This is a genomic window from Arthrobacter arnarulunnguaqae (assembly GCF_051262515.1).
Lineage (GTDB): Bacteria > Actinomycetota > Actinomycetes > Actinomycetales > Micrococcaceae > Arthrobacter_N.
On sequence record NZ_JBIMER010000001.1, the window covers coordinates 307,476 to 330,198 of the forward strand.

General features: G+C 68.4%; 19 protein-coding genes. 13 read left to right on the plus strand and 6 right to left on the minus strand.

Translation table 11 applies throughout. The annotated features are described in order from the left end of the window. Nucleotides 1-42: 42 nt before the first annotated feature. Nucleotides 43-714 carry an MBL fold metallo-hydrolase gene (locus ACHAAJ_RS01370; RefSeq protein ID WP_435726055.1) on the minus strand — a complete coding sequence of 224 codons (672 nt, stop codon included), beginning with the start codon at nucleotides 712-714 and terminating at the stop codon, nucleotides 43-45. On the opposite strand from ACHAAJ_RS01370, the gene ACHAAJ_RS01375 reads away from it, so the two are divergent. The 13 genes from ACHAAJ_RS01375 (at nucleotide 713) to secG (ending at nucleotide 14,963) form a co-directional block, all read left to right on the plus strand. After that, the gene (locus ACHAAJ_RS01375; protein WP_435726056.1) at nucleotides 713-1,189 is read left to right on the plus strand and encodes a GntR family transcriptional regulator; all 477 of its coding nucleotides are present in this window, start codon (nucleotides 713-715) and stop codon (nucleotides 1,187-1,189) included. The two genes, ACHAAJ_RS01370 and ACHAAJ_RS01375, sit on opposite strands and share 2 nt — an antisense overlap. Nucleotides 1,190-1,261: 72 nt before the next feature. Further along, nucleotides 1,262-4,168, plus strand: a complete 2,907-nt coding sequence (gene uvrA, locus ACHAAJ_RS01380) for an excinuclease ABC subunit UvrA (RefSeq protein ID WP_435726057.1) — start codon at nucleotides 1,262-1,264, stop codon at nucleotides 4,166-4,168. 111 nt (nucleotides 4,169-4,279) lie between these two features. Beyond that, on the plus strand, nucleotides 4,280-5,008 hold the full coding sequence (locus ACHAAJ_RS01385) for an HAD hydrolase-like protein (RefSeq protein WP_435726058.1): 729 nt from the start codon (nucleotides 4,280-4,282) through the stop codon (nucleotides 5,006-5,008). Further along, on the plus strand, nucleotides 5,009-5,677 hold the full coding sequence (locus ACHAAJ_RS01390) for a lysophospholipid acyltransferase family protein (RefSeq protein ID WP_435726059.1): 669 nt from the start codon (nucleotides 5,009-5,011) through the stop codon (nucleotides 5,675-5,677). A gap of 9 nt (nucleotides 5,678-5,686) precedes the next feature. Further along, the gene (gene uvrC / locus ACHAAJ_RS01395) at nucleotides 5,687-7,672 is read left to right on the plus strand and encodes an excinuclease ABC subunit UvrC (RefSeq protein WP_435726060.1); all 1,986 of its coding nucleotides are present in this window, start codon (nucleotides 5,687-5,689) and stop codon (nucleotides 7,670-7,672) included. Between the two features lie 45 nt (nucleotides 7,673-7,717). Then, nucleotides 7,718-8,611 carry an RNase adapter RapZ gene (gene rapZ / locus ACHAAJ_RS01400; RefSeq protein WP_435726061.1) on the plus strand — a complete coding sequence of 298 codons (894 nt, stop codon included), beginning with the start codon at nucleotides 7,718-7,720 and terminating at the stop codon, nucleotides 8,609-8,611. A gap of 6 nt (nucleotides 8,612-8,617) precedes the next feature. Next, nucleotides 8,618-9,679, plus strand: coding sequence for a gluconeogenesis factor YvcK family protein (locus tag ACHAAJ_RS01405; protein WP_435726062.1), 1,062 nt, complete (start codon nucleotides 8,618-8,620; stop codon nucleotides 9,677-9,679). Next, entirely contained in the window at nucleotides 9,670-10,650 is a 981-nt protein-coding gene (gene whiA / locus ACHAAJ_RS01410) for a DNA-binding protein WhiA (protein ID WP_435726063.1), read from the plus strand. The genes ACHAAJ_RS01405 and whiA overlap by 10 nt, the downstream gene beginning before the upstream one ends. Before the next feature lie 95 nt (nucleotides 10,651-10,745). Continuing rightward, a complete protein-coding gene (locus tag ACHAAJ_RS01415) occupies nucleotides 10,746-11,375 on the plus strand; it encodes a superoxide dismutase (RefSeq protein ID WP_435726064.1) in 630 nt (209 codons plus the stop codon). Between the two features lie 214 nt (nucleotides 11,376-11,589). Continuing rightward, a complete protein-coding gene (gene gap / locus ACHAAJ_RS01420; protein ID WP_435726065.1) occupies nucleotides 11,590-12,600 on the plus strand; it encodes a type I glyceraldehyde-3-phosphate dehydrogenase in 1,011 nt (336 codons plus the stop codon). A 26-nt stretch (nucleotides 12,601-12,626) separates the two neighbouring features. After that, the gene (locus ACHAAJ_RS01425; protein WP_435726066.1) at nucleotides 12,627-13,856 is read left to right on the plus strand and encodes a phosphoglycerate kinase; all 1,230 of its coding nucleotides are present in this window, start codon (nucleotides 12,627-12,629) and stop codon (nucleotides 13,854-13,856) included. A 4-nt stretch (nucleotides 13,857-13,860) separates the two neighbouring features. After that, nucleotides 13,861-14,676 (plus strand): triose-phosphate isomerase, encoded by an 816-nt coding sequence (gene tpiA / locus ACHAAJ_RS01430; RefSeq protein WP_435726067.1) that lies wholly within the window; start codon nucleotides 13,861-13,863, stop codon nucleotides 14,674-14,676. A gap of 35 nt (nucleotides 14,677-14,711) precedes the next feature. Then, nucleotides 14,712-14,963 carry a preprotein translocase subunit SecG gene (gene secG / locus ACHAAJ_RS01435; protein ID WP_435726068.1) on the plus strand — a complete coding sequence of 84 codons (252 nt, stop codon included), beginning with the start codon at nucleotides 14,712-14,714 and terminating at the stop codon, nucleotides 14,961-14,963. A gap of 110 nt (nucleotides 14,964-15,073) precedes the next feature. Here secG and ACHAAJ_RS01440 read toward each other — a convergent pair whose 3' ends face one another. From ACHAAJ_RS01440 to tkt, 5 genes are read right to left on the minus strand one after another with little or no spacing between them, the layout of a single operon-like run. Next, nucleotides 15,074-16,015, minus strand: a complete 942-nt coding sequence (locus ACHAAJ_RS01440) for a glucose-6-phosphate dehydrogenase assembly protein OpcA (protein WP_435726069.1) — start codon at nucleotides 16,013-16,015, stop codon at nucleotides 15,074-15,076. Then, nucleotides 16,012-17,562, minus strand: a complete 1,551-nt coding sequence (zwf, locus tag ACHAAJ_RS01445) for a glucose-6-phosphate dehydrogenase (protein ID WP_435726070.1) — start codon at nucleotides 17,560-17,562, stop codon at nucleotides 16,012-16,014. Before zwf ends, ACHAAJ_RS01440 begins: the two co-directional genes overlap by 4 nt. 43 nt (nucleotides 17,563-17,605) lie before the next feature. Further along, a complete protein-coding gene (locus tag ACHAAJ_RS01450; protein ID WP_435726071.1) occupies nucleotides 17,606-19,234 on the minus strand; it encodes a glucose-6-phosphate isomerase in 1,629 nt (542 codons plus the stop codon). Further along, the gene (tal, locus tag ACHAAJ_RS01455; protein WP_435726072.1) at nucleotides 19,235-20,356 is read right to left on the minus strand and encodes a transaldolase; all 1,122 of its coding nucleotides are present in this window, start codon (nucleotides 20,354-20,356) and stop codon (nucleotides 19,235-19,237) included. A 46-nt stretch (nucleotides 20,357-20,402) separates the two neighbouring features. Then, the gene (gene tkt / locus ACHAAJ_RS01460) at nucleotides 20,403-22,517 is read right to left on the minus strand and encodes a transketolase (RefSeq protein WP_435726073.1); all 2,115 of its coding nucleotides are present in this window, start codon (nucleotides 22,515-22,517) and stop codon (nucleotides 20,403-20,405) included. Nucleotides 22,518-22,723 lie beyond the last annotated feature (206 nt).

Sequence of the window (22,723 nt, forward strand, 5' to 3'; positions counted from 1 at the left end):
GGCGGAGCGCGAAGCGGCGCGGGCCCGACCATCCGCGCGCTGCTACCAGCCGCGGTCGCGCCAGAGGGGCAGTTCGGGGCGTTCGCGCCCCAGCGTCGTGCCGCCGCCATGACCCGGGTGCACCAGCGCCGCGCCGTCGTACGCGTCGAAAAGCCGCTGCTCGACGTCGGCGAGCAGCGAACGGAAACGCTCCGGATCCTGCTGGGTGTTTCCGACCCCGCCTGGAAAGAGGGAATCCCCACTGAAGATATGCGCCGGACCCTCCGGATCCTCGTAGACCAGGGCGACCGAGCCCGGGGTGTGCCCGCGCAGGTGCACGGCCGTGAGCCGGAAGCCGTCGAAAACCCTCACGTCCCCGTGGTTCAGGACCACCTTGATGCCCACGCCCGTGTCCGCCGTGATCGCCTCGGCGTCGTCGGCGCCGGCGGCGGTCGGCGCCCCCGTCTCGAAGGCCAGCTGCCGCAGGGCCCGGACGTGGTCCCAATGGCGATGGGTCGTCGCGATCAGGACCAGCCGGTTTTCGCCCCGCGAATCGCCGGCCGCGTCGGCCAGCAACGCGCGGATAGCATCGACGTCGTCCGCGGCGTCGATGAGCACCTGCGCGCCGGTGTCCTTGGACGTGATCAGGTACACGTTGTTGTCCATCTCCGAGACCGAGGCGCGGCGGATGGTGACATGGCGAAGGTCGTGGAGCAGGCTCGTGTCGTTGTCCATGGGGACAGCCTACGAGGGCACCGAGGGGCGGTCTAACCCGCTTGGCCGGACGGGTACGCTGGCGGCATGGGGCGAGGGGCGCCCCGCGAAGGGAACCATGGACGACGACGTACTCGGCTTCATCACCGTGGATCCCGGGGATCCCTCGAACCCCTACGAACAGATCCGCCGACAAATCCTCGACGCGGTCGCCCAGGGGCGTCTGGTTCCAGGGACCCGGCTGCCCTCGGTCCGCGCGCTCGCCGACCGGCTCGGGGTGGCGGTCAACACCGTGGCCCGCGCCTACCGCGAGCTGGAGCGGGCCGGGGCCGTCTCCACGCGGGGCCGCAACGGCACCGTGATCGAGGCCGCGGCGGACGACGCCGGACGCCACGTTGGCGCCGCGGCGGAGGTCTTCGTGGACGAAGCCAAGCGTTGGGGGTTGGGCGAGGAACAGGCGCTCGGCTTCGTCAGGGCTGCCTTCAACGCACACTAGGCGCGGTCGTGCGCCCTGAGCGCAAGGCGTCTATTCGAACGAGAATTCGAAGACGTTTTCGACTACTATTTGATGGTGGCCATTTCTGAGAGCACCGTTGTTTCGCCGTCCGGTTCCGCAGCCAAGCCCCCGCTCGACCAGTCGCGGCTAGTCGTCAAGGGCGCGCGGGAGCACAACCTGCGCAACGTGGACCTGGATCTGCCCCGTGACGCGATGATCGTCTTCACGGGCCTGTCCGGATCCGGCAAGTCCTCCCTCGCCTTCGACACGATCTTCGCCGAGGGCCAGCGCCGCTACGTGGAGTCGCTGTCGGCGTACGCTCGGCAGTTCCTGGGCCAGGTGGACAAGCCGGACGTCGACTTCATCGAGGGTCTTTCGCCCGCGGTCTCCATCGACCAGAAGTCCACCAGCAAGAACCCACGGTCCACCGTCGGCACCATCACGGAGATCTACGACTACATGCGCCTGCTCTGGGCGCGCGTGGGGCGTCCACACTGCCCGGTCTGCGGTGAACCTGTCATGCGCCAGACGCCGCAGCAGATCGTGGACCAGCTGCTCGAGCTGGAGGAGGGGACCCGCTTCCAGGTGCTGGCCCCGGTGGTGCGCGGACGCAAGGGCGAATTCGTCGACCTCTTCAAGGAACTCACGGCGAAGGGCTACTCGCGGGCGCGGGTGGACGGCGAGAACATCCAGCTTTCCGACCCGCCGAAGCTCGGCAAGCAGTTCAAGCACACCATCGAGGTCGTTGTCGACCGCCTGGTCAGCAAGGACGGCATCCGCCAGCGGCTCAGCGATTCGGTCGAGACCGCCTTGGGCATCGCGGACGGCCGCGTGCTCGCGGACTTCGTGGACCTCGACGCGGACGACGACGGCCGCGTGCGCGCGTTCTCGGAGAACCTGGCGTGCCCCAATGAACACCCGCTGGCCATCGACGAGATCGAACCGCGGTCCTTCTCCTTCAACAACCCGTTCGGCGCCTGCTCGGCATGCACGGGCATCGGCACGCGGCTGGAGGTGGACGGCGAGCTGGTCATTCCCGACCCCTCCAAGTCGCTTCAGGAGGGCGCGATCGCCCCGTGGTCCCTCGGAACGGCCACTACGGAGTATTGGAACCGGCTGCTGGCGGGGCTGGCGAAGGACATGAAGTTCTCGATGACGACGCCGTGGGAGAAGCTCGCCGAAGACGTCAGGGAGTCCGTCCTCCACGGCAAGGACCACAAGGTCGTCGTGCAGTACAGGAACCGGTTCGGCCGCGAGCGGAAGTACAGCACGGGCTTCGAGGGCGTGTTCCAGTACATTCACCGGAAGCACCAGGAAACGGAGTCGGACAACGCCCGGGACCGATACGAGGAATACATGCGGCAGGTGCCATGCCCGGAGTGCAACGGCGCGCGGCTCAACCCCGCGTCGCTCTCCGTGCTGATCAACGGAAAGTCGATTTCCGCGGTGGCCGCCATGCCGATGCGCGAATGCTCCGAGTTCCTCAACGACCTCGTGCTCTCCGGTCGCGAGGCGCAGATCGCGCACCAGGTCCTGATCGAGATCCAGGCACGGCTCCGCTTCCTCTTGGATGTCGGCCTCGAATACCTCAACCTTGAGCGTGCCGCCGGCACGCTGTCCGGCGGGGAGGCCCAGCGCATCCGTCTGGCGACCCAGATCGGTTCCGGGCTGGTCGGTGTCCTCTACGTGTTGGACGAGCCGTCTATCGGCCTGCACCAGCGGGACAACCGCCGGCTCATTGAAACCCTCAACCGTCTCCGGGACCTCGGCAACACGCTGATCGTCGTCGAGCACGACGAGGACACCATCCACCAGGCGGACTGGATCGTGGACATCGGCCCGGGCGCCGGGGAGCACGGCGGGCAGGTCGTCCACTCGGGATCCCTGGAGGGGCTGCTCGCCAACACCGAGTCGATGACCGGCGACTACCTCGCCGGACGCCGTTCCATCGAGATACCCGCAAAGCGCCGCAAGATCGACAAGAAGCGGCAGCTGAAGATCGTCGGGGCGCGCGAGAACAACCTGCGCGACCTCACCACGCACATTCCCCTGGGCGTCATGACCGCCGTCACGGGCGTCAGCGGCTCGGGAAAATCGACCCTGATCAACGACATTCTCTACAAGGTCCTCGCCAACAAGCTGAACGGCGCCAAGCAGGTCGCCGGCCGGCACACGCGCGTCGAGGGCCTGGAACAGCTGGACAAGGTCATCCACGTAGACCAGAGCCCCATCGGGCGGACGCCTCGGTCCAACCCCGCGACATACACGGGCGTGTTCGACCACGTCCGGAAGCTGTTCGCGGAGACCAACGAGGCAAAGGTCCGCGGCTACCTGCCCGGGCGCTTCTCGTTCAACGTCAAGGGCGGGCGCTGCGAGGCGTGCTCCGGCGACGGCACGCTGAAGATCGAGATGAACTTCCTTCCCGACGTCTACGTGCCCTGCGAGGTCTGCCACGGGGCGAGGTACAACCGCGAGACGCTCGAGGTCCACTACAAGGGCAAGACCATCGCCGACGTGCTCAACATGCCCATCGAGGAGGGCGCCGAGTTCTTCGCCGCGTTCTCGCCGATTGCGCGGCACCTGAACACGCTGGTCGACGTCGGCCTGGGCTACGTCCGGCTCGGCCAGCCTGCAACGACCCTCTCCGGGGGCGAGGCCCAGCGCGTGAAGCTCGCCTCCGAGCTCCAAAAGCGCTCCAACGGCCGGAGCGTGTACGTGCTGGACGAGCCCACAACGGGCCTGCACTTCGAGGACATCAGGAAACTCCTGAAGGTCCTCCAGAGCCTGGTAGACAAGGGCAACACCGTCATCACGATCGAACACAACCTCGACGTCATCAAGAGCGCGGACTGGCTCCTGGACCTCGGCCCCGAAGGGGGATCCGGCGGCGGGCAGCTCATCGCCACCGGCACGCCGGAACAGGTCGCCAAGGTGCCCGAGAGCCACACCGGCCGGTTCCTCGCCGACCTGCTCGGCTAACGCCCCGGGGACCCGCGCACGGGGGTGGCGCAGCACGCGCCACGGCCGGGAAGTATTCCCCGGTGGTCATGGACACCCGGCCCAACACCGGGTTCGTGCAACAATGACCCGGTGATAAATCGTGTGCGCGCCGTCTTGTTCGACCTCGACGGCACCTTGGTGGACCCCGCCGGTGCCATCACCGAGGGCATCCGCGCGGCGGTGCTCCGGCACGGCCTCGCGGATCCCGGCACGGAGCGCCTCGACACCATGGTCGGGCCGCCGCTCGCGCTGAGCCTCATGGAGCTTCCCGGCATGACCGCCGAGCTCCTGCCCTCCGTCATCGCCGACTACCGTGCGGAGTATGCCGCCCACGGCATGGCCGCCAGCCGCGTCTACCCGGGCATGGCCGAGTTGCTTGACGGCCTGCGTTCCTCCGGCGTCCGCCTCGCGGTGGCGACGTCCAAGCCCATCGACATCGCACGGCGGCTCCTCGAGGTACAGGGCCTGGCGGGCAAGTTCGATGCCATCCACGGCGCCGTCGCCAACGAAACGGCCCCGCGCGCCGGGCACGGCAAGGAAGACATCGTTGCGGCGGCCCTTGCCGCGCTGGGCACGGCGCCGGGGGAGACCGTCATGGTCGGAGACCGCCACTACGACGTCACCGGCGCCGCGGCCAACGGACTCGAATGCATCGGGGTCTCATGGGGGTACGCACCGCAGGGCGAGCTCGCCGCGGCCGGTGCCGCCGCCGTCGTCGGTTCGGCCGCGGAGCTGGGCGCCAAACTCGGTCTCGAATCCACGGACTCGACCACCGGAAGCGCGCCGGCGGATGCCGTTCCGGAGGGGTCGGTCGCCTAGATGGGATTCTACGACGGCGTTCGCGCCACCTTCCGGGGAACGATCGGCGCCACCTGTCGGCCCACCGTCACCGGACTGGAGCACGTCCCGGACGAGGGGCCCTTCATCGTGGCCTCCAACCACCTGTCCTTCCTCGACAGCATCATCATCCAAGCCCTGATGCCGCGTCCCGTGGCCTTTTTCGCGAAGGCCGAGTACTTCACGACGCCGGGCGTGAAGGGACGCCTGATGAAGGCGTTTTTCCAGTCTGTCGGGTCCATACCGGTGCAGCGCGGGGAACAGGCCGCGTCCGTCGCCGCCCTGGACTCCCTGGTCGAGATCCTTGAAGCGGACGGCGGCGTCGGGATCTACCCCGAGGGAACCCGATCCCGCGACGGGCGCCTCTACCGCGGCCGGACCGGCGTCGGATGGCTGGCGCTGTCCACCGGTGCGCCGGTGGTTCCGGTCGGCCTCATCGGCACGGAACGGCTCCAGCCGGCCGGGCGCAACGCGATCACGCCGCACCACTTCACGCTGAAGGTCGGCGAACCGTTGCAGTTCGACCACATCGGTCCCAAGCACCCGCTGCCGGCGCGCCGCCATGCCACGGACCGAATCGTCGACGCGGTCGCGGAACTCACCGGCCAAGAGCGCTGCGACGGCTACAACCAGGCTCCGGCCGCGGGGTAGCGTCGAACCATGGCCGACCCCTCCACCTACCGGCCCCGCGCCGGCGAGATCCCCACGAATCCCGGCGTCTACAGGTTCCGCGATCCACACGGACGCGTCGTCTACGTCGGCAAGGCCAAGAACCTCCGCTCGCGGCTGAACTCCTACTTCGCGAATCCCTCCGGACTGCTGCCCAAGACGCGTGCCATGGTCTTCGCCGCCGCGAGCGTCGAATGGACCGTCGTCGGCAGCGAGTTGGAGGCGCTGCAACTCGAATACACATGGATCAAGGAATTCGCGCCGCGCTTCAACATCGTCTTCCGGGACGACAAGTCCTATCCCTATCTGGCGGTGACGCTCGGGGAGAAGTTCCCGCGGGCACAGGTCATGCGGGGGGACCGGCGGAAGGACGTCAAGTACTTCGGTCCGTTCTACCCGGCCAAGGCCATCCGCGAAACGCTTGACACGCTCCTGCGTGTTTTTCCGGTGCGGACCTGCAGCGCCGGCGTCCTGCGACGGGCGCAGCAGTCCGGACGCCCGTGCCTCCTGGGCTACATCGACAAGTGCTCGGCACCCTGTGTCGGGCGCATCAGCGCCGAGGACCACCGTAAACTCGCCGACGAGCTCTGCCAGTTCATGGGGGGCGAGGGCACCCGCTTCATCCGTCAGCTGGAACGGGAGATGGCCGGCGCCGTCGCGGAACTCGAATACGAGAAGGCCGCGCGCCTACGGGACGACATCGCCGCGCTGCGGCGCGTCTTCGAGCGCAACGCCGTGGTCCTGTCCGAAGACACGGAGGCAGACATTTTCGCCATCGCCGAGGACGAGCTCGAGGCGGCCGTGCAGGTGTTCCACGTCCGCAACGGCCGCATCCGCGGACAGCGTGGCTGGGTGGTGGAAAAGGTCGAGGACACAACGCCCGCGGAGTTCGTGGAGCACCTGCTCCAGCAGGTCTATGGGGAGAACACGGACGCGGACCGGCTGCCGCGCGAGGTGCTGGTCCCGGTGGAGCCCGAGGATTCGGCACAGGTCGCCGAATGGCTTCGCGGGTTGCGCGGCGCGGCCGTGAGCCTGCGGGTTCCACGCCGGGGGGAAAAGGCGGTGCTGATGGAGACCGTGCGGGAGAACGCCGAACAGTCGCTGCGCCTGCACAAGTCCCGACGCGCCGGGGACATCAGCACCCGAAGCACCGCGCTCCAGGAGTTGCAGGAGGCGCTCGGCCTCCCGGTGCCGCTCCTGCGCATCGAGTGCTACGACATCTCCCACGTCCAAGGCACGAACGTCGTCGCGTCCATGGTCGTGGTGGAGGACGGACTACCCAAGAAATCCGACTACCGGAAGTTCTCCGTCACGGGTGAGGCCGCGCGCGACGACACCTCTGCCATGTACGACGTCCTCACCCGACGTTTCCGGCACTACCTCGACGACCAGACCCACAACGCCCCGGCCATCACCGGTCAGATCGATATCGAGGAGGACGCCGCCAAGGCGCCGCTCCGCAAGTTCGCGTACCCGCCGTCGTTGGTGGTGGTCGACGGCGGTCCGCCGCAGGTGGCGGCTGCCTCGCAGGCGCTCGAGGACCTCGGCATCGACGACGTGTACGTCGTGGGGCTGGCGAAGCGCCTCGAGGAACTGTGGCTCCCCGACGACGAGTTCCCGGTGGTGCTGCCGCGGGCTTCCCACGGACTGTATCTGCTCCAGCGGATCCGCGACGAGGCGCACCGCTTCGCCATCAGCTTCCACCGCCAGAAGCGTTCGACGGCGATGGTCGTCTCCGTGCTCGACGGCGTCCCCGGGCTCGGACCGGCCAAACGCAAGGCCGTCCTGAAGCACTTCGGCTCCGTGCGGCGCATGCGTGCGGCGGCCGAGGCCGACTTCCTCAACGTGCCCGGCATCGGACCGGCCATGGCCAGGCAGCTGGCCGCGGCGCTCGCGACGGACACCGGCCGGACGGAGGCCACGACGGATCCGTCCGAACCCGCGGTGAACACCGCCACCGGAGAACTGCTGGACTAGTCCAGGCACCCGAAACGGGGCCGTGCCTCCCCTAGACTGGGAGACATGAGTAGCGAGCTGGCACCGGTCAAACCCGTCGAATCCGAACTGCTGATCGTTACCGGCATGTCGGGTGCGGGGCGCACGACGGCGGCCCACGCGCTCGAGGACCACGGCTGGTACGTGGTGGAGAACCTGCCCCCCCAGATGCTGGGGACGCTCACCGAGCTCGTGGCGCGCGTCCCCGGGTCCATTCCCAAGCTGGCCGTCGTCATGGACGTGCGCAGCAAGTCCCTCTTCCCGGCCCTGCGGGAGAATCTCGCGCAGCTGCGCGCCGCGGGGATCAACTACCGCGTGCTGTTCCTCGAGGCCAGCGACGACCTGCTCGTGCGCCGCTTCGAACAGGGGCGGCGTCCCCACCCGTTGCAGGGCAGCGGGCGGATCCTGGACGGCATAGCGGCCGAGCGAGAGGTCCTGCGGGAACTCAAGGAGTCGGCGGAACTCGTGGTCGACACCACCCCCATGAACGTCCACGCCCTGGCCACCGCCATCACGGAACTCTTTTCCGAGTCGGGCCCGATCGTCCTGCGCCTGAATGTCATGAGTTTCGGCTTCAAGTACGGCCTCCCGGCGGACGCCAACTTCGTGGCCGACGTGCGGTTCATCCCGAACCCGCACTGGGTTCCGGAACTCCGCCCGCACACCGGCGTGGAAGCCGTGGTCAGCGACTACGTTTTGGAGGCCGAGGGCGCCGCCGAGTTCGTGGACCGCTACATCGAGGCCCTGGAACCGGTCATGGACGGCTACCGGCGCGAGAACAAGCACTACGCGACCCTCGCCGTCGGTTGCACGGGCGGCAAGCACCGGTCGGTCGCGGTCAGCGAGGAGCTCGCCCGCAGGCTGCGCCAGCTCCCGCGGGTCAACGTCACGGTCAACCACCGCGACCTGGGCCGGGAGTAGGACGAGATGGCCTTCCTTTCCGGGCAGATGCCCCTTGTCCCGCCGAAACCGGCCGGCGCGGGCCGTGGGCCGGCGCGCGTCGCCGCGCTGGGCGGCGGTCACGGACTCGCGGCCTCGCTGGCCGCGCTACGCAGGCTCACCAGCGACATCACCGCCATCGTCACTGTGGCCGACGACGGCGGCTCCTCCGGGCGCCTGCGCGAGGAACTGGACGTCCTGCCGCCCGGGGATCTGCGCATGGCGCTGGCCGCGCTGTGCGACGACACCGACTGGGGCCGCACGTGGCGCGACGTGATGCAGCACCGTTTCGTATCGAAGGAGGGGTCCGCCGGGACGCTGGACAACCACGCGCTCGGCAACCTGCTGATCGTCACCCTCTGGGAGTTGCTTGAGGATCCCGTGGCCGGACTGCGCTGGGCTGGTGCGCTCCTTGGCGCCCGCGGTCAGGTGCTCCCCATGAGCACCGTCCCGCTGACGATCTCCGGGGAGGTCCTGGGTCAGGGCGCCGGCGACTCCCTGGTGCGCCGTCGAGTGGTCGGACAGGCCCAATTGGCGGTCGCTGGCAACACCGGGATCGTCAGCAACGTCCAACTCGAACCCGTGGACGCTCCGGCGTGCCCCGAGGCCCTGTCCGCCATAGAGCTGGCCGACTGGGTCGTTCTGGGACCGGGATCGTGGTACACGTCCGTCCTGCCGCACCTGCTCCTGCCGCAGATGCTGGACGCGCTCCGGGCAACCCCTGCCCGGCGCCTGCTGACCATGAACCTGGCCACGGAGACCAAGGAAACCGTGGGCATGGACGCCGCCGACCATTTGAACGTGATTTCGCGGTACGCCCCCGACCTGCGGATCGACGCCGTCGTCGCCGATCCATCGTCCATCGAAGGGGTCGAAAGGTTCCGCGATGCCGCCGCCCGGCTCGGCGCCAGGTGCTTCTTCGGTAAAGTAGGCGTCGCGGCGGGACGTGCGGTTCACGACCCGTTGCGGCTGGCCACGGCCTATCAGGACGTCTTCACGTCTTTCGATCCCAACGACCCCAGCAGTGAGGAACACAAGACATGGCACTGACAGCCTCGGTCAAGGACGAGCTGTCCCGGCTTGACGTCAAGAAGTCCTCGGAGCGAAAGGCGGAGGTCTCCGCGACGCTGCGGTTCGCCGGTGGACTGCACATCATTTCCGGCCGCATTGTCATCGAGGCGGAGGTCGACCTCGCGTCGACGGCGCGCAGGCTGCGGAAGTCCATTGCCGAGGTGTATGGCCACACCGCCGAAATCATCGTCGTCTCCGGCGGCGGCCTGCGCCGCGGAAACCGCTACGTGGTGCGAGTGGTGCGCGACGGAGAATCGCTGGCCCGGCAGACCGGATTGCTCGATGGCAGGGGCCGGCCGGTGCGCGGACTGCCTTCCGCCATCGTGAACGGCTCGACGGCCGATGCCGAGGCGGTCTGGCGCGGGGCCTTCCTCGCACACGGGTCGCTGACCGAACCGGGACGCTCCTCCGCCATGGAGGTCACGTGCCCCGGGCCCGAGGCCGCGCTGGCGTTGGTGGGGGCCGCGCGGCGGCTGGGGCTGGTCGCCAAGGCCCGCGAAGTCCGCGGCGTCGACCGCGTCGTGATACGCGACGGCGACAGCATCGCTGCGCTCCTGACCCGCATGGGTGCCCACGACGCACTCATGGTGTGGGAGGAGCGGCGCATGCGCAAGGAGGTGCGGGCGACGGCGAACAGACTCGCGAACTTCGACGACGCCAACCTGCGTCGCTCCGCGCAGGCCGCCGTCGCGGCCGGAGCGCGTGTCGAGCGCGCCCTTGAGATCCTCGGCGACGACGTCCCGGACCATCTGCAGTACGCCGGGGCGCTCCGCGTCGCCCACAAGCAGGCCAGCCTGGACGAGCTGGGACGGTTGGCGGATCCGCCCATGACCAAGGACGCCATCGCCGGGCGCATCCGCCGGCTCCTGGCCATGGCGGACAAGAAGGCCATCGAGATGGGAATACCGAGCACCGAGGACAGTGTTACGGCAGACATGCTGGACGGATAGTCTGGCGGTGTAGGTTTCCGACGCCCTGGGGGCTCGGGATGCAAAACCAGAAGGCACTCCCTTCGAGGGGGGTGCACAACGAATGGAGGAGACACATGTCGAAGTACACCCTCCCGGAGCTGCCGTACGACTACGCAGCCCTGGAACCGAACATTTCCGCCCGCATCATGGAACTTCACCACAGCAAGCACCACGCGGCCTACGTCGCCGGCGCCAACACCGCCCTCGAGCAGCTGGCCGAAGCCCGCGAGAAGGGCGAGTTCGGCAACGTCCCCAAGCTTTCCAAGGACTTGGCGTTCCACCTGGGTGGACACACCAACCACTCGATCTTCTGGCAGAACCTCTCGCCCGAGGGCGGGGACAAGCCCGAGGGCGAGCTGGCCGCGGCCATCGACGAGTACTTCGGCTCCTTCGACGCGTTCCGTGGCCACTTCGGAGCGGCCGCATTGAGCCTGCAGGGCTCAGGCTGGGCACTGCTGGCCTACGAGCCGCTCGGCGGCAACCTGGTGATCGAGCAGCTGTACGACCAGCAGGGCAACGTCCCCGTGGGCACCGTTCCATTGCTGATGCTGGACATGTGGGAGCACGCCTTCTACCTCGACTATGTCAACGTCAAGGCCGACTACGTCAAGGCGTTCTGGAACATCGTGAACTGGGCCGACGTCGCCAAGCGCTTCGAGGCAGCCCGCACGGGCGCAACGGCACTGGTCGTTCCCGGCGCGTAATGCGCATCACATATCCGCGTCACATGACGTAGGATAAGCACAACGGATCCCGCGGACCCCGCTCCCGGCTATCCCCGGGACGGGAGTCCGTGGATCCGGTCGGCAGTCAGTCGACGACACAACGGAGTGTCCAACTTTTCCCATGGCCACTCCGCGCAACACCCCTTCCGGGGGCCACCGCGGCGGCCTACATTCCGGCAAGGAGAATAACCACGTGACTACTCGTGTTGGCATTAATGGCTTCGGACGCATCGGACGCAACTTCCTGCGCGCCAGCCTCGCCCAGACGGCGGACATTGAAATCGTCGCCGTCAACGACCTCGGCTCGATCGACGACCTGGCGATGCTGCTGAAGTACGATTCCGTCCTTGGACGCCTCGACCGCGAGGTCGTCGTCGACTCCGACCACCTCGTCGTCGGTGAACAGCGCATCAAGGTCCTATCGCAGCGCAACCCGGCGGACCTCGGCTGGGGCGAGCTCGGCGTCGACGTCGTCATCGAATCGACCGGCTTCTTCACCAAGGCCGCCGACGCCCAAGGCCACATCACCGCCGGGGCCAAGAAGGTCATCATCTCCGCGCCCGCCACCGACGAGGACCTCACCATCGTCATGGGCGTCAACCACGACAAGTACGACGCCGACAAGCACCACATCATCTCCAACGCGTCGTGCACCACGAACTGCCTGGGCCCCGTGGCCAAGGTCCTGAACGACCAGTTCGGGATCGTCGATGGACTCATGACCACGATCCACGCATACACCGCCGACCAGAACCTGCAGGACGCGCCGCACAAGGATCCCCGCCGTGCCCGCGCCGCCGCGCTGAACATGGTTCCGACGTCCACCGGTGCCGCCAAGGCCATTGGACTGGTCCTGCCGGAGCTCAAGGGCAAGCTCGACGGATACGCCATGCGCGTGCCGGTCCCGACCGGGTCCGCCACGGACCTCACGGTGACACTGGCCCGCGAGACCACGGCGGAAGAGATCAACGCCGCGTTCAAGAAGGCCGCCGCGGAGGGACCGCTCAAGGGCTTCCTGAAGTACAACGAGGACCCCATCGTCTCCACGGACATCGTGACGGATCCGTCGTCGGCCATCTTCGACGCGCCCCTGACCAAGGTCATCGGCAGCACCGTGAAGGTGCTGGCCTGGTACGACAACGAGTGGGGCTACAGCTCCCGGCTGGTGGACCTGACGGAGTATGTCGGCGGCAAGCTGGCGTAGGTACGGGATTCGGATAGCCTAAGCGCATGACTTCTCGCACTCTCGACGATCTGCTCGCCGACGGCGTCCGTGGGCGGCGCGTTCTGGTCCGTAGCGACCTGAACGTGCCGCTCGACGGTTCCACCGTCACGGACGACGGACGCGTACGCGCGTCCCTCCCGGTCCTCTCCAAACTGGTCGACGCCGGCGCCCGCGTCATCGTGATGGCCCACCTCGGGCGGCCCAAGGGCTCCCCGGACCCCAAGTACTCGATCGCCCCGGCGGGCGAACGTCTCCGCGAACTCGCGGACTTTCCCGTGGCCATCGCCGGGGACGTCGTTGGCGACAGCGCGCGCGCTGGTGCAGCCTCCCTGGCGGACGGAGAAGTGCTGCTCCTCGAAAACATCCGGTTCGACGCCCGCGAAACCAGCAAGGACGACGCCGAACGCGCCGCCCTGGCAGGCGAGCTCAAGGCCCTGACCGGCGGGAACGGCGCCTACGTGGACGACGCGTTCGGCGCCGTCCACCGCAAGCACGCCTCGGTGTTCGACATCGCCGCAGTCCTGCCGTCCTACCAGGGCGAACTGGTCCGCACGGAGGTGGAGGTCCTCAAGACCCTCACCGAAAGCCCCAAGCGGCCGTTCGTCGTCGTGCTGGGCGGGTCCAAGGTCTCGGACAAGCTCGCCGTCATCGACAAGCTGCTCGGCCGTGCGGACCAGCTGCTCATCGGCGGCGGAATGGCCTTCACTTTCCTGCGGGCGCAGGGCCACGGTGTCGGCGCCAGCCTGTTGGAGTCCGACCAGCTGGACTCGGTGCGCGGCTACCTCGCGCGCGCCAAGGAGATCGGCTGCGACATCATCCTGCCCACGGACATCGTGGTTGCCTCGAAGTTCGGCGCGGACGCGGAGCATGAGGTGCTGGCCGCCGACGACATCGAGGGCGGATCGTTCGGCGCCACCGGGCTCGGGCTGGACATCGGACCGGCGTCCGGGGATGCCTTCGCGAGCTACATCCGCTCCGCCAACACGGTCTTCTGGAACGGTCCCATGGGAGTGTTCGAAATCGACGCGTTCTCGGGAGGCACGCGGGCGGTTGCCCAGGCGCTGGCCGACTCCGAGGCGTTCAGCGTGGTCGGGGGCGGAGACTCCGCCGCGGCCGTCCGCACGCTAGGGTTCCGCGACGACGACTTCAGCCATATCTCCACGGGCGGCGGTGCCAGCCTCGAGTACCTCGAGGGCAAGGAACTGCCGGGCCTGACAGCATTGGAAGGCAAATAACCACATGACGACATCCACGAACGGAAAGTTCGACCGCACGCCGCTGATTGCCGGCAACTGGAAGATGAACATGGACCACGCGCAGGGCATCACCCTGCTCCAAAAACTGGCGTGGACCCTCGACGACGCAAAGCACGATTTCGGCCGGGTGGAGGTTGCGGTCTTCCCTCCGTTCACGGATTTGCGCGGCGTGCAGACGCTCGTGGCCGGCGACGACCTTCCGGTCGTCTACGGGGGCCAGGACCTTTCGCCCCACGACTCCGGGGCGTACACCGGCGACATCTCCGGGCAGTTCCTCTCCAAGCTCGGTTGCAGCTACGTGCTGGTCGGACACAGCGAGCGCCGGACTATCCACGGCGAATCGGACGAGACGCTTCGGGCCAAGGTGGAGGCGGCCTACCGCCATTCGCTGGTTCCGATTCTCTGCGTCGGAGAGGGGCTCGAGGTCAGGCAGGCGGGGGAGCACGTCGAGCACACGTTGGCGCAGCTGCGCGCCAACCTCCAGTCGCTCCCGGCCGAACAGGCAGCCAACCTCGTGGTTGCCTACGAGCCGGTCTGGGCCATCGGCACGGGCGAGGTGGCGGGTCCGCAGGACGCGCAGGAAATGTGCGCCGCGATCCGCACGGAGCTGACGGATCTCTACGACGCGCGGACGGCGGCCGGGATCCGGCTGCTGTACGGCGGATCCGTCAAGGCCGCGAATGCCGCCGCGATCCTCCGGGAACGCGACGTGGACGGACTGCTTGTCGGGGGTGCCAGCCTGGACCCCGCGGAGTTTGCTAGCATTGTCAGGTTCGAGCACCATCTGGTGACCGACTAGCCGGCTGACAAGCCGTCGTTGACCGAAAGGCCGTAGTGGACGCACTTAAGATTGTCCTGCAGGTGGTGCTCGGCATCACCAGCCTCCTGCTGACCATGCTGATCCTCCTGCACAAGGGGCGCGGCGGCGGCATGTCGGACATGTTCGGCGGCGGCGTGACAAGCAACCTCGGGTCATCCGGTGTCGCCGAACGGAACCTGAACCGCATCACCGTGGTGCTCGGGCTGGCTTGGGGTGCCGTCATCATCGCGCTCGGGCTGGTCATGCGCTTCTCGGCGGAGTCCTAGCGCACGGGGCATAAAGCACAGTTGTAAGAACAGATAAGGATGGCGGCTTCCACACCGGAAGCCGCCATCCTTTTTGTTCCGCCGCGTTGAGCGGCGGCGGAACCCGCAGCTTAGCGTTCGCTGGCCGTCACGCTGCGCAGGTTCGTGCGAGGCAGCCCCTCGCGAAGGACCTCCCCGAACACCTCGTCGGGGTCCAGCCGCCGCAGTTCCTCGGACAGGCACTCGGAGAGGTGGCGCCGCGGAAGCGAGATGCGCTGCACCTGTTGCCCGGGCTGATAGAGCTCGGCGACGTCGTTGTCCGGGCGCGTGAGCACCACGTCGCCGTCGGCGCGGGCGAAGCGGACGCTGCGCACCCCCGTGCCGGCCGCCGAGGAGGCGATGGTCACTGGCACGTGGAGGAAGAGGGTCAGCCAAGCCGCCAGCAGGACCGTGCTGGGGGAGTCGGCCGCCCCCTTCACCGTCATTGCTTGGACCTCGGCGGGATCCAGCTGGTCGAGCACTGCCGCCAGCTGGGCTCGCCACAGCGTCAGTCGCGTCCACGCGAGATCGGTGTCGCCGGCCACGTAGGCATCGGCCAATGCGAAGAGGGCCCGTCGCGGATCGTCCTCGCTTCCCGAATCCGTGATGCGCCGGTGCGCGATGCGGCCGATTCCCGTTGCCGACGCCTTCTCCGGCGCCCCGTGGGGCCACCACGCCACGATGGGCGCATCGGGGAGCAGCAGTGCCGCCACGAGGGACTCGTCGGCGTGGCTGAGTTCTCCGTGCACATGCAGCACCACGACCTCGGAGGCCCCCGCGTCCCCTCCGACCCGAATCTGTCCGTTCAGGGCGGTGGGCGCGTCCTTGTTCCCCTCGACGACCACGATGATCCGGCACGGGTGTTCGCGGCTGGCGAGGTTGGCGGCGGCAATCGCGTCCTCCTCGAAGCCGTCGCGCGTGACCACGACCAGGGTGAGCACGCGGCTGAGTGCCACCACGCCGCCCGTTTCGCGGAGATTCATCAGTTCCTTGGCCAGTTTCGAGGCCGTGGTTCCGGGCTGGTCCACGATCATGGGCGCCGCCACATCCTTCCATCGCGCGCGAGGAGCTCGTCGGCGGAAGCCGGTCCCCAGCTTCCGGGCGCATAGGGTTCGGGCTGCCCGTCCAGGCTGGCCCAATACTCCTCGAAGGGGTCGAGGATCTTCCAGGAGAGTTCCACCTCGGCGTGGCGGGGAAACAGCGGAGGTTCGCCAAGCAGCACGTCGAGGATCAGCCGCTCGTAGGCCTCCGGACTGGACTCCGTGAACGAATGCCCGTAGCCGAAGTCCATGGTGACGTCGCGGACCTCCATCTGGGTACCCGGTACCTTGGATCCGAAGCGGATGGTGGCACCCTCGTCGGGCTGGACGCGGATCACCACGGCGTTCTGGCCGAAGTCGTCGCTCGCGTTGTCCCGGAACAGGAGGTTGGGGGCGCGTTTGAAGACGACGGCGATCTCCGTCACCCTTCGTCCCAGCCGCTTGCCGGCGCGAAGGTAGAAGGGAACCCCGGCCCAACGTCGCGTGTTGATGTCCACGCGGATCGCCGCAAAGGTTTCAGTGGTGGAATCGGGGTTGAACCCCTCCTCCTCGAGGAAGCCGGTGACCTTCTCGCCGCCCTGCCAGCCGCCGGAGTACTGTCCCCGCGCCGAGTGCGTGGAGAGGTCTTCCGGCAGACGGACCGCGCCGAGCACTTTTTCCTTTTCCGCGCGGAGGTGGTCGGCGTCGAAGGAAATGGGCTCCTCCATGGCGGTCAGGGCGAGCAGCTGGAGCAGGTGGTTCTGGATGACGTCGCGGGCGGCGCCGACGCCGTCATAGTATCCGGCGCGCCCGCCGATCCCGATGTCCTCCGCCATGGTGATCTGCACGTGGTCCACGTGGTTTGCGTTCCACAGCGGTTCGAAGAGCTGGTTGGCGAAGCGCAGTGCCAGCAGGTTCTGGACCGTCTCCTTGCCGAGGTAGTGGTCGATCCTGAACACGGCGTCGGGTGGGAAAACCGACTCGACGATCTCATTGAGTTCACGGGCGGAGGCGAGGTCGTGCCCGAAGGGCTTCTCGATCACCACGCGCCGCCACGGCATCTCCGTCGCGTTGTCCGCCTCTGGCTGGGCCAGTCCGTGCCTGGACAGCTGCTCGCACACCTGCTCGAACGAGTTCGGCGGGATGGAGAGGTAGAACGCATGGTTTCCGCGGGTTCCCCGGGACGCGGACAACTCGTCCAATGTCTCTCGGAGCCGGACAAAGGCCTCGTCGTCGCCGAAACCGCCGTTGACGAAGCGGAAACCGCCGGCCAGCTGTTCCCACACGGTCTCGTTGAACGGGGTGCGCGCGTTGTCGCGTACCCAGCCACGGACCTCGGACACGAAGTCCTCCCGCGACCAATCACGGCGGCCGAAACCCACCACCGCGAAGCTCGGCGGCAGCAGGCCCCGGTTGGCCAGGTCGTACACGGCGGGCATCAGCTTCTTGCGGGCGAGGTCTCCGGTGATGCCGAAGAAGACCAGGGCCGAGGGACCGGCGATGCGGTTCAGCCGCCGGTCCCTCCTGTCACGCAGGGGATTGCGCGAGGTGGTGTCTGGCATGGGTTTCTTTCATGAGGGGATTTCGGGGGACTGCTGGGGCGGATTAGCCCTCCGAGGTGGTCACCAGCGAGGCGACGGCCTCCCGCAGCTGGGCGATGCCGCCCACGCGGTCGTTGAGGTGGAGCCTCAACACCGGACGCCCGAGGTCGGCGAGGACCTGCCCGTCCCCGGCCGCCTGGGCCGAGATGAGCTGGCCGAACGTGAAGGGCCGCTCCGGGATGGAGATGTCCAACGCGGAGTCAGCGGTGATCAGCAGGTACACGCCGACCTTGGGTCCTCCCTTGTGGAACTGACCCGTGGAGTGCAGGAAGCGCGGGCCCCAGCCGAACGTGGTCGGACGCCCCGCCAGCGCGGCGAAGTCGTCCCGTAGGTCCGCGAGGCCCGCCTGACCCACCCGGTCCAGGTAGGCCTGGATGCTGACGTAGCCGTTGGCGGGGACCACATCCAGCAGCCGCCGCAGGGCATCCGCCACGGTCTCGACGCCGTCCAGCAGCCCCGGTGTCGCGCGGAGTTCGATGTCCCCGTCGACCGCTTCCGAGGGCTGCGGTTCCGGCGTTGCGTCCAGAAGCCCGCGGGCGGCGTTCTTGGCGGCCTCGACGTCCGGCTGGTCGAACGGGTTGATGCCGAGCAGGTGCCCTGCGACGACCGTCGCGTACTCCCAGAGCATCAGCTGGCTTCCGAGGGACCCCGAGACGCACACCTGGTCGCCCAGGGGAGCCGCGGCGTCGTCGGAATCGGTGACGAGCCGCACCAGGAGGACATCGTCGGCCTGGGTCACGGTCTCGGGCGCGCCGGGCTCGGCGACGACGGGCAGCACTCCCGTGCCGTGCTTGCCGGTCGACTCGGCGATGAGCTGCTCCGCCCAGTCGGCGAAGCCCACGATTCCGGAGCCCTCGTCCACGAACACGATCTTGTCGCGCAACGGCGACGTCCCGGCCAGGGCAGCCCCGAGGCACAGGCCGATGTTGTCGGCGTCGTCCTCGGCCAGGAATTCCGCGGCCTCCTCGGCCTCGTCCAGCAGAGACCCGATGTCGACACCGGCCAGGCCGGTGGGAACGAGTCCGAAGGCCGTGAGCGCGGAGTAGCGGCCGCCGACGTTGGGGTCGGCGTTGAAGACCGCACGGTACCCGGCCTCGCGCGAAGCCTTGTCCATGGGGGATCCGGGGTCCGTGACCACCACGATGCGGCTCGCGGGGTCCAGCCCCGCGTCGCCGAAGGCCTGCTCGAACACGCGACGCGCCGAATCGGTCTCCACCGTCGAACCCGACTTGGAGGAGACGACCAGCACGGAGGTGGACAACCGGTCGGCTAGGGCGTTGCCGACCATCTCCGGATCCGTGCTATCCAGGACGACCAGCTCGACGTCGGCCGTCGCGGCGATCACCTCGGGTGCGAGGGAGGAACCACCCATCCCCGCCAGGACCACGCGGTCCACGCCCTCGGCGCGGAGCTCGTCGCGCAGCCGCAGGATTTGTTCCACGAGCGGACGGGACGTCTCGCCGAGATCGACCCAGCCCAGCCGCACCGCCGCTTCGGATTCGGCCTCCGGTCCCCAGAGGGTGTGGTCCTTCCCCGCGATGCGCGAGGCGACCCTGTCTTCGACCAGGCGCGGCACGTGGGCCTCGATGGCGGCCAGCGCGGCCCCCGTCGCCTGGAACCCGAGGGCGCTCACCTAGGCACCGGCCTTGGCGGAGTCCAAGGCAATGCGGACGTCCTCGAGCAGTTCGGCCCAGGAGGCCTCGAACTTTTCGACACCCTCCCGCTCCAGCAGGCCAACGACGTCGTTGTAGTCGATGCCCTGCGCAGCGAGGGCGTCCAGGACGGCGTTCGAGTCCGCATAGGTTCCGGTGACGGTGTCGCCGGTGACCTCGGCGTGGTCGGCGGTCGCATCGAGCGTCTTTTCCGGCATGGTGTTCACGACGTGGGGCGCGACCAGCCCAGTCACGTACATCGTGTCCTGGTACGCCGGGTCCTTGACGCCGGTGGATGCCCACAACGGGCGCTGCGGGCGCGCGCCCGCGGCGGCCAGAACGGCCCAGCGCTCCGAGGAGAAGAGCTCCTCGTAGACCTGGTAGGCCAGCCGCGCGTTGGCCAGTCCGGCCTTGCCACGAAGCGACAGGGCCTCTTCGGTGCCGACGGCGTCCAGCCGCTTGTCGACCTCGGCGTCCACGCGGGAGACGAAGAAGGAAGCCACGGAGTGGAGCTTGGACAGATCGTGGCCGTTCTCCTTGGCCTCCTCGAGTCCCTGCATGAACGCGTTGACCACGGCGCGGTAGCGCTCCAGCGAGAAGATCAGCGTCACGTTGACGCTGATGCCCTCGGCCAGGGTGGCCGTAATGGCCGAGAGGCCTTCGAGGGTCGCGGGGATCTTGATCAGGACGTTTTCGCGGCCGACCTTGTCGTGGAGCTTCTGGGCCTCGGCCGCGGTCGCGGCGGTGTCGGCGGAGATCCGGGGATCGACCTCAAGGGAGACGCGGCCGTCGACGCCGTCGGTTGCCGTGGCGACGGGCAAGAAGAGGTCGCACGCTTCGGCGACATCGGACGTGGTGATCTCGAAGACGGCGCGCTCGACGTCGGCGCCCGCGGCCGCGAGCTCGGCGACCTGCGCGGCGTAGGACGCGTCGCCGTTCTTCAGCGCGGCGGCGAAGATCGACGGGTTGGTCGTCACACCGACGACGTTCTTCTCCTCGATCAACTTGCGCAGCGAACCCGACTCGAGCCGGTCGCGGGACAGGTCGTCGAGCCAGATGGAGACTCCGGCGGCCGAAAGGGCCTCGGTGTTGGGGTTGCTCATGGTTGTTTCCTTCCGTGGATCGTCAATGGGGCTGGCGGTGTCGAGGCTAGCGGGTGGCGGCGAGCGACTCGCGTGCCGCTTCCGCCACCGCCTCCGACGTGATGCCGAACTCGCGGTACAGGGTCTTGTAGTCGGCCGATGCGCCGAAGTGGTCCAGCGAGACGATCCGGCCGGCGTCGCCGACAAACTCGCGCCAGCCCATGGCCACACCGGCCTCGACGGACACGCGTGCGCGCACCGCGGCCGGCAGCACGGACTCGCGGTAGGCGGCGTCCTGCTGGTTGAACCACTCGATGCACGGCAGGGACACCACACGCGTGGGAATCCCCTCCGCCTGTAGAGTCTCGCGAGCCTCCACCGCAAGCTGGACCTCCGAGCCGGTGGCCAGCAGCAGCACCTGCGCCTCGGCCGGTTGGCCGGCGTCGGACGCCTCGGCCAGCACGTAGCCGCCGCGTGCGACGCCGGAGACGTCGGCGAATCCGCCCTCGGGCGAGCGGTCGTAGACAGGGACGTTCTGGCGCGTCAGGACGATGCCCGCCGGGTTGGAGTTGTTCTCCAGGATGGTCTTCCAAGCCCAGGCGGTCTCGTTGGCGTCCGCGGGACGGACGACGTCGAGGTTCGGGATGGCGCGCAGGCTGGCCAGCTGTTCCACGGGCTGGTGCGTCGGGCCGTCCTCGCCGAGGCCGATCGAATCGTGCGTCCACACGTAGATCGACGGGACGCCCATGAGGGCGGACAGGCGGATCGCGGGACGCTGGTAGTCGGAGAAGATCAGGAAGGTGCCGGAGTAGGCGCGGGTCTTGCTGGAGAGCACGATCCCGTTGACGATGGAGGCCGCCGCGTGCTCGCGGATGCCGAAGTGCAGCACGCGACCGTACGGGTTGCCCTTCCACGAGTCCGTCTGGCGCGACTCCGGGATGAACGACGGGGAGCCTTCGATCGTGGTGTTGTTGGAGCCGGCGAGGTCCGCGGAGCCGCCCCAGAGCTCGGGGAGCTCGGCGGCGATGGCGTTGATGACCTTGCCGGACGCCGCGCGCGTGGAGACGTCCTTGCCGGCGTGGAACGTGGGCAGGTGCGATTCCCAGCCTTCGGGCAGTTTGCCGGCCTCGATGCGCTCGAGCAGGCTGGCTGCCTCGGGGGAGCGCTGCCTCCAGGCGTTGAACGCCTCGTCCCAGTCCGCGCGCGCCGCGGCGCCGCGGTCAACGACGCCGCGGGCGTGGGCGAGAACGTCGTCGTCGATCTGGAAGGACGCGGAGGAGTCGAAGCCCAGGAGTTCCTTCAGCCCGGACACCTCGTCCTTGCCCAGGGCGGAACCGTGGATGGCGCCCGTGTCCTTCTTACCGGGGGACGGCCAGCCGATGACGGTCCGCAGCGAAATGATCGAGGGTCGGCCGGTCTCCGCCCTGGCGGCGGACAGGGCGGCGTCCAGTGCGGCGACGTCCTCGACGTACTCGCCGGTCTCGGTCCAGTCGACGCGCTGCGTGTGCCAGCCGTACGCGGCGTAGCGGGCAAGGACGTCCTCGGTGAAGGAGACGTCGGTGTCGTCCTCGATCGAGATGTGGTTCTCGTCGTAGACCACCACGAGGTTGCCGAGTTCCTGGTGCCCGGCGAGCGAGCTGGCCTCGCTGGTGACACCCTCCTGCAGGTCGCCGTCCGAGGCGATGACCCAGACGGTGTGGTCGAACGGGCTCTCGCCCTCGGGCGCCTCCGCGTCCAGCAGCCCGCGCATCCGGCGCTGGCCGTAGGCGAATCCGACGGCGGAGGCGAGGCCCTGGCCCAACGGACCGGTGGTGATCTCCACGCCGGGCGTGTGTCCGACCTCTGGGTGGCCGGGGGTCTTGGAGCCCCAGGTGCGCAGCTCCTGGAGGTCGTTCAGCTCCAGGCCGTATCCGGAGAGGAAAAGCTGCAGGTACAGCGTCAGCGAGGTGTGACCGGGGGAGAGCACGAACCGGTCGCGGCCGACCCAGGACGGGTCCGAGGGGTCGTGGCGCAGGTGCCGCTGGAAGATGAGGTAGGCAGCGGGGGCGAGGCTCATGGCGGTTCCCGGGTGGCCGTTGCCGACCTTCTCCACGGCATCGGCGGCCAGCACGCGGACGGTGTCCACGGCTCGCTCGTCGAGCTTCGTCCAAGTGAGTTCGCTAACTTCTGTCTGTGGCGCCACGGTGTGGTCCCTCTCTGTGGTCGGGCGGGTCGTGAGGGCGGGAAGGCCGGACCGAGAGGGCGGAGCGAAGCCCACGCACCCGTAGCCGAACCGGTTATGCCGCCGCTGGCACTTCGCCCCAACCCTATCCCGGGGGCGGGCGGCTGTGCCCGTTTATGGCCAAAGATTGACGCGGCTTTCGCCGACGGGGCAATTGTCCGCCGCCC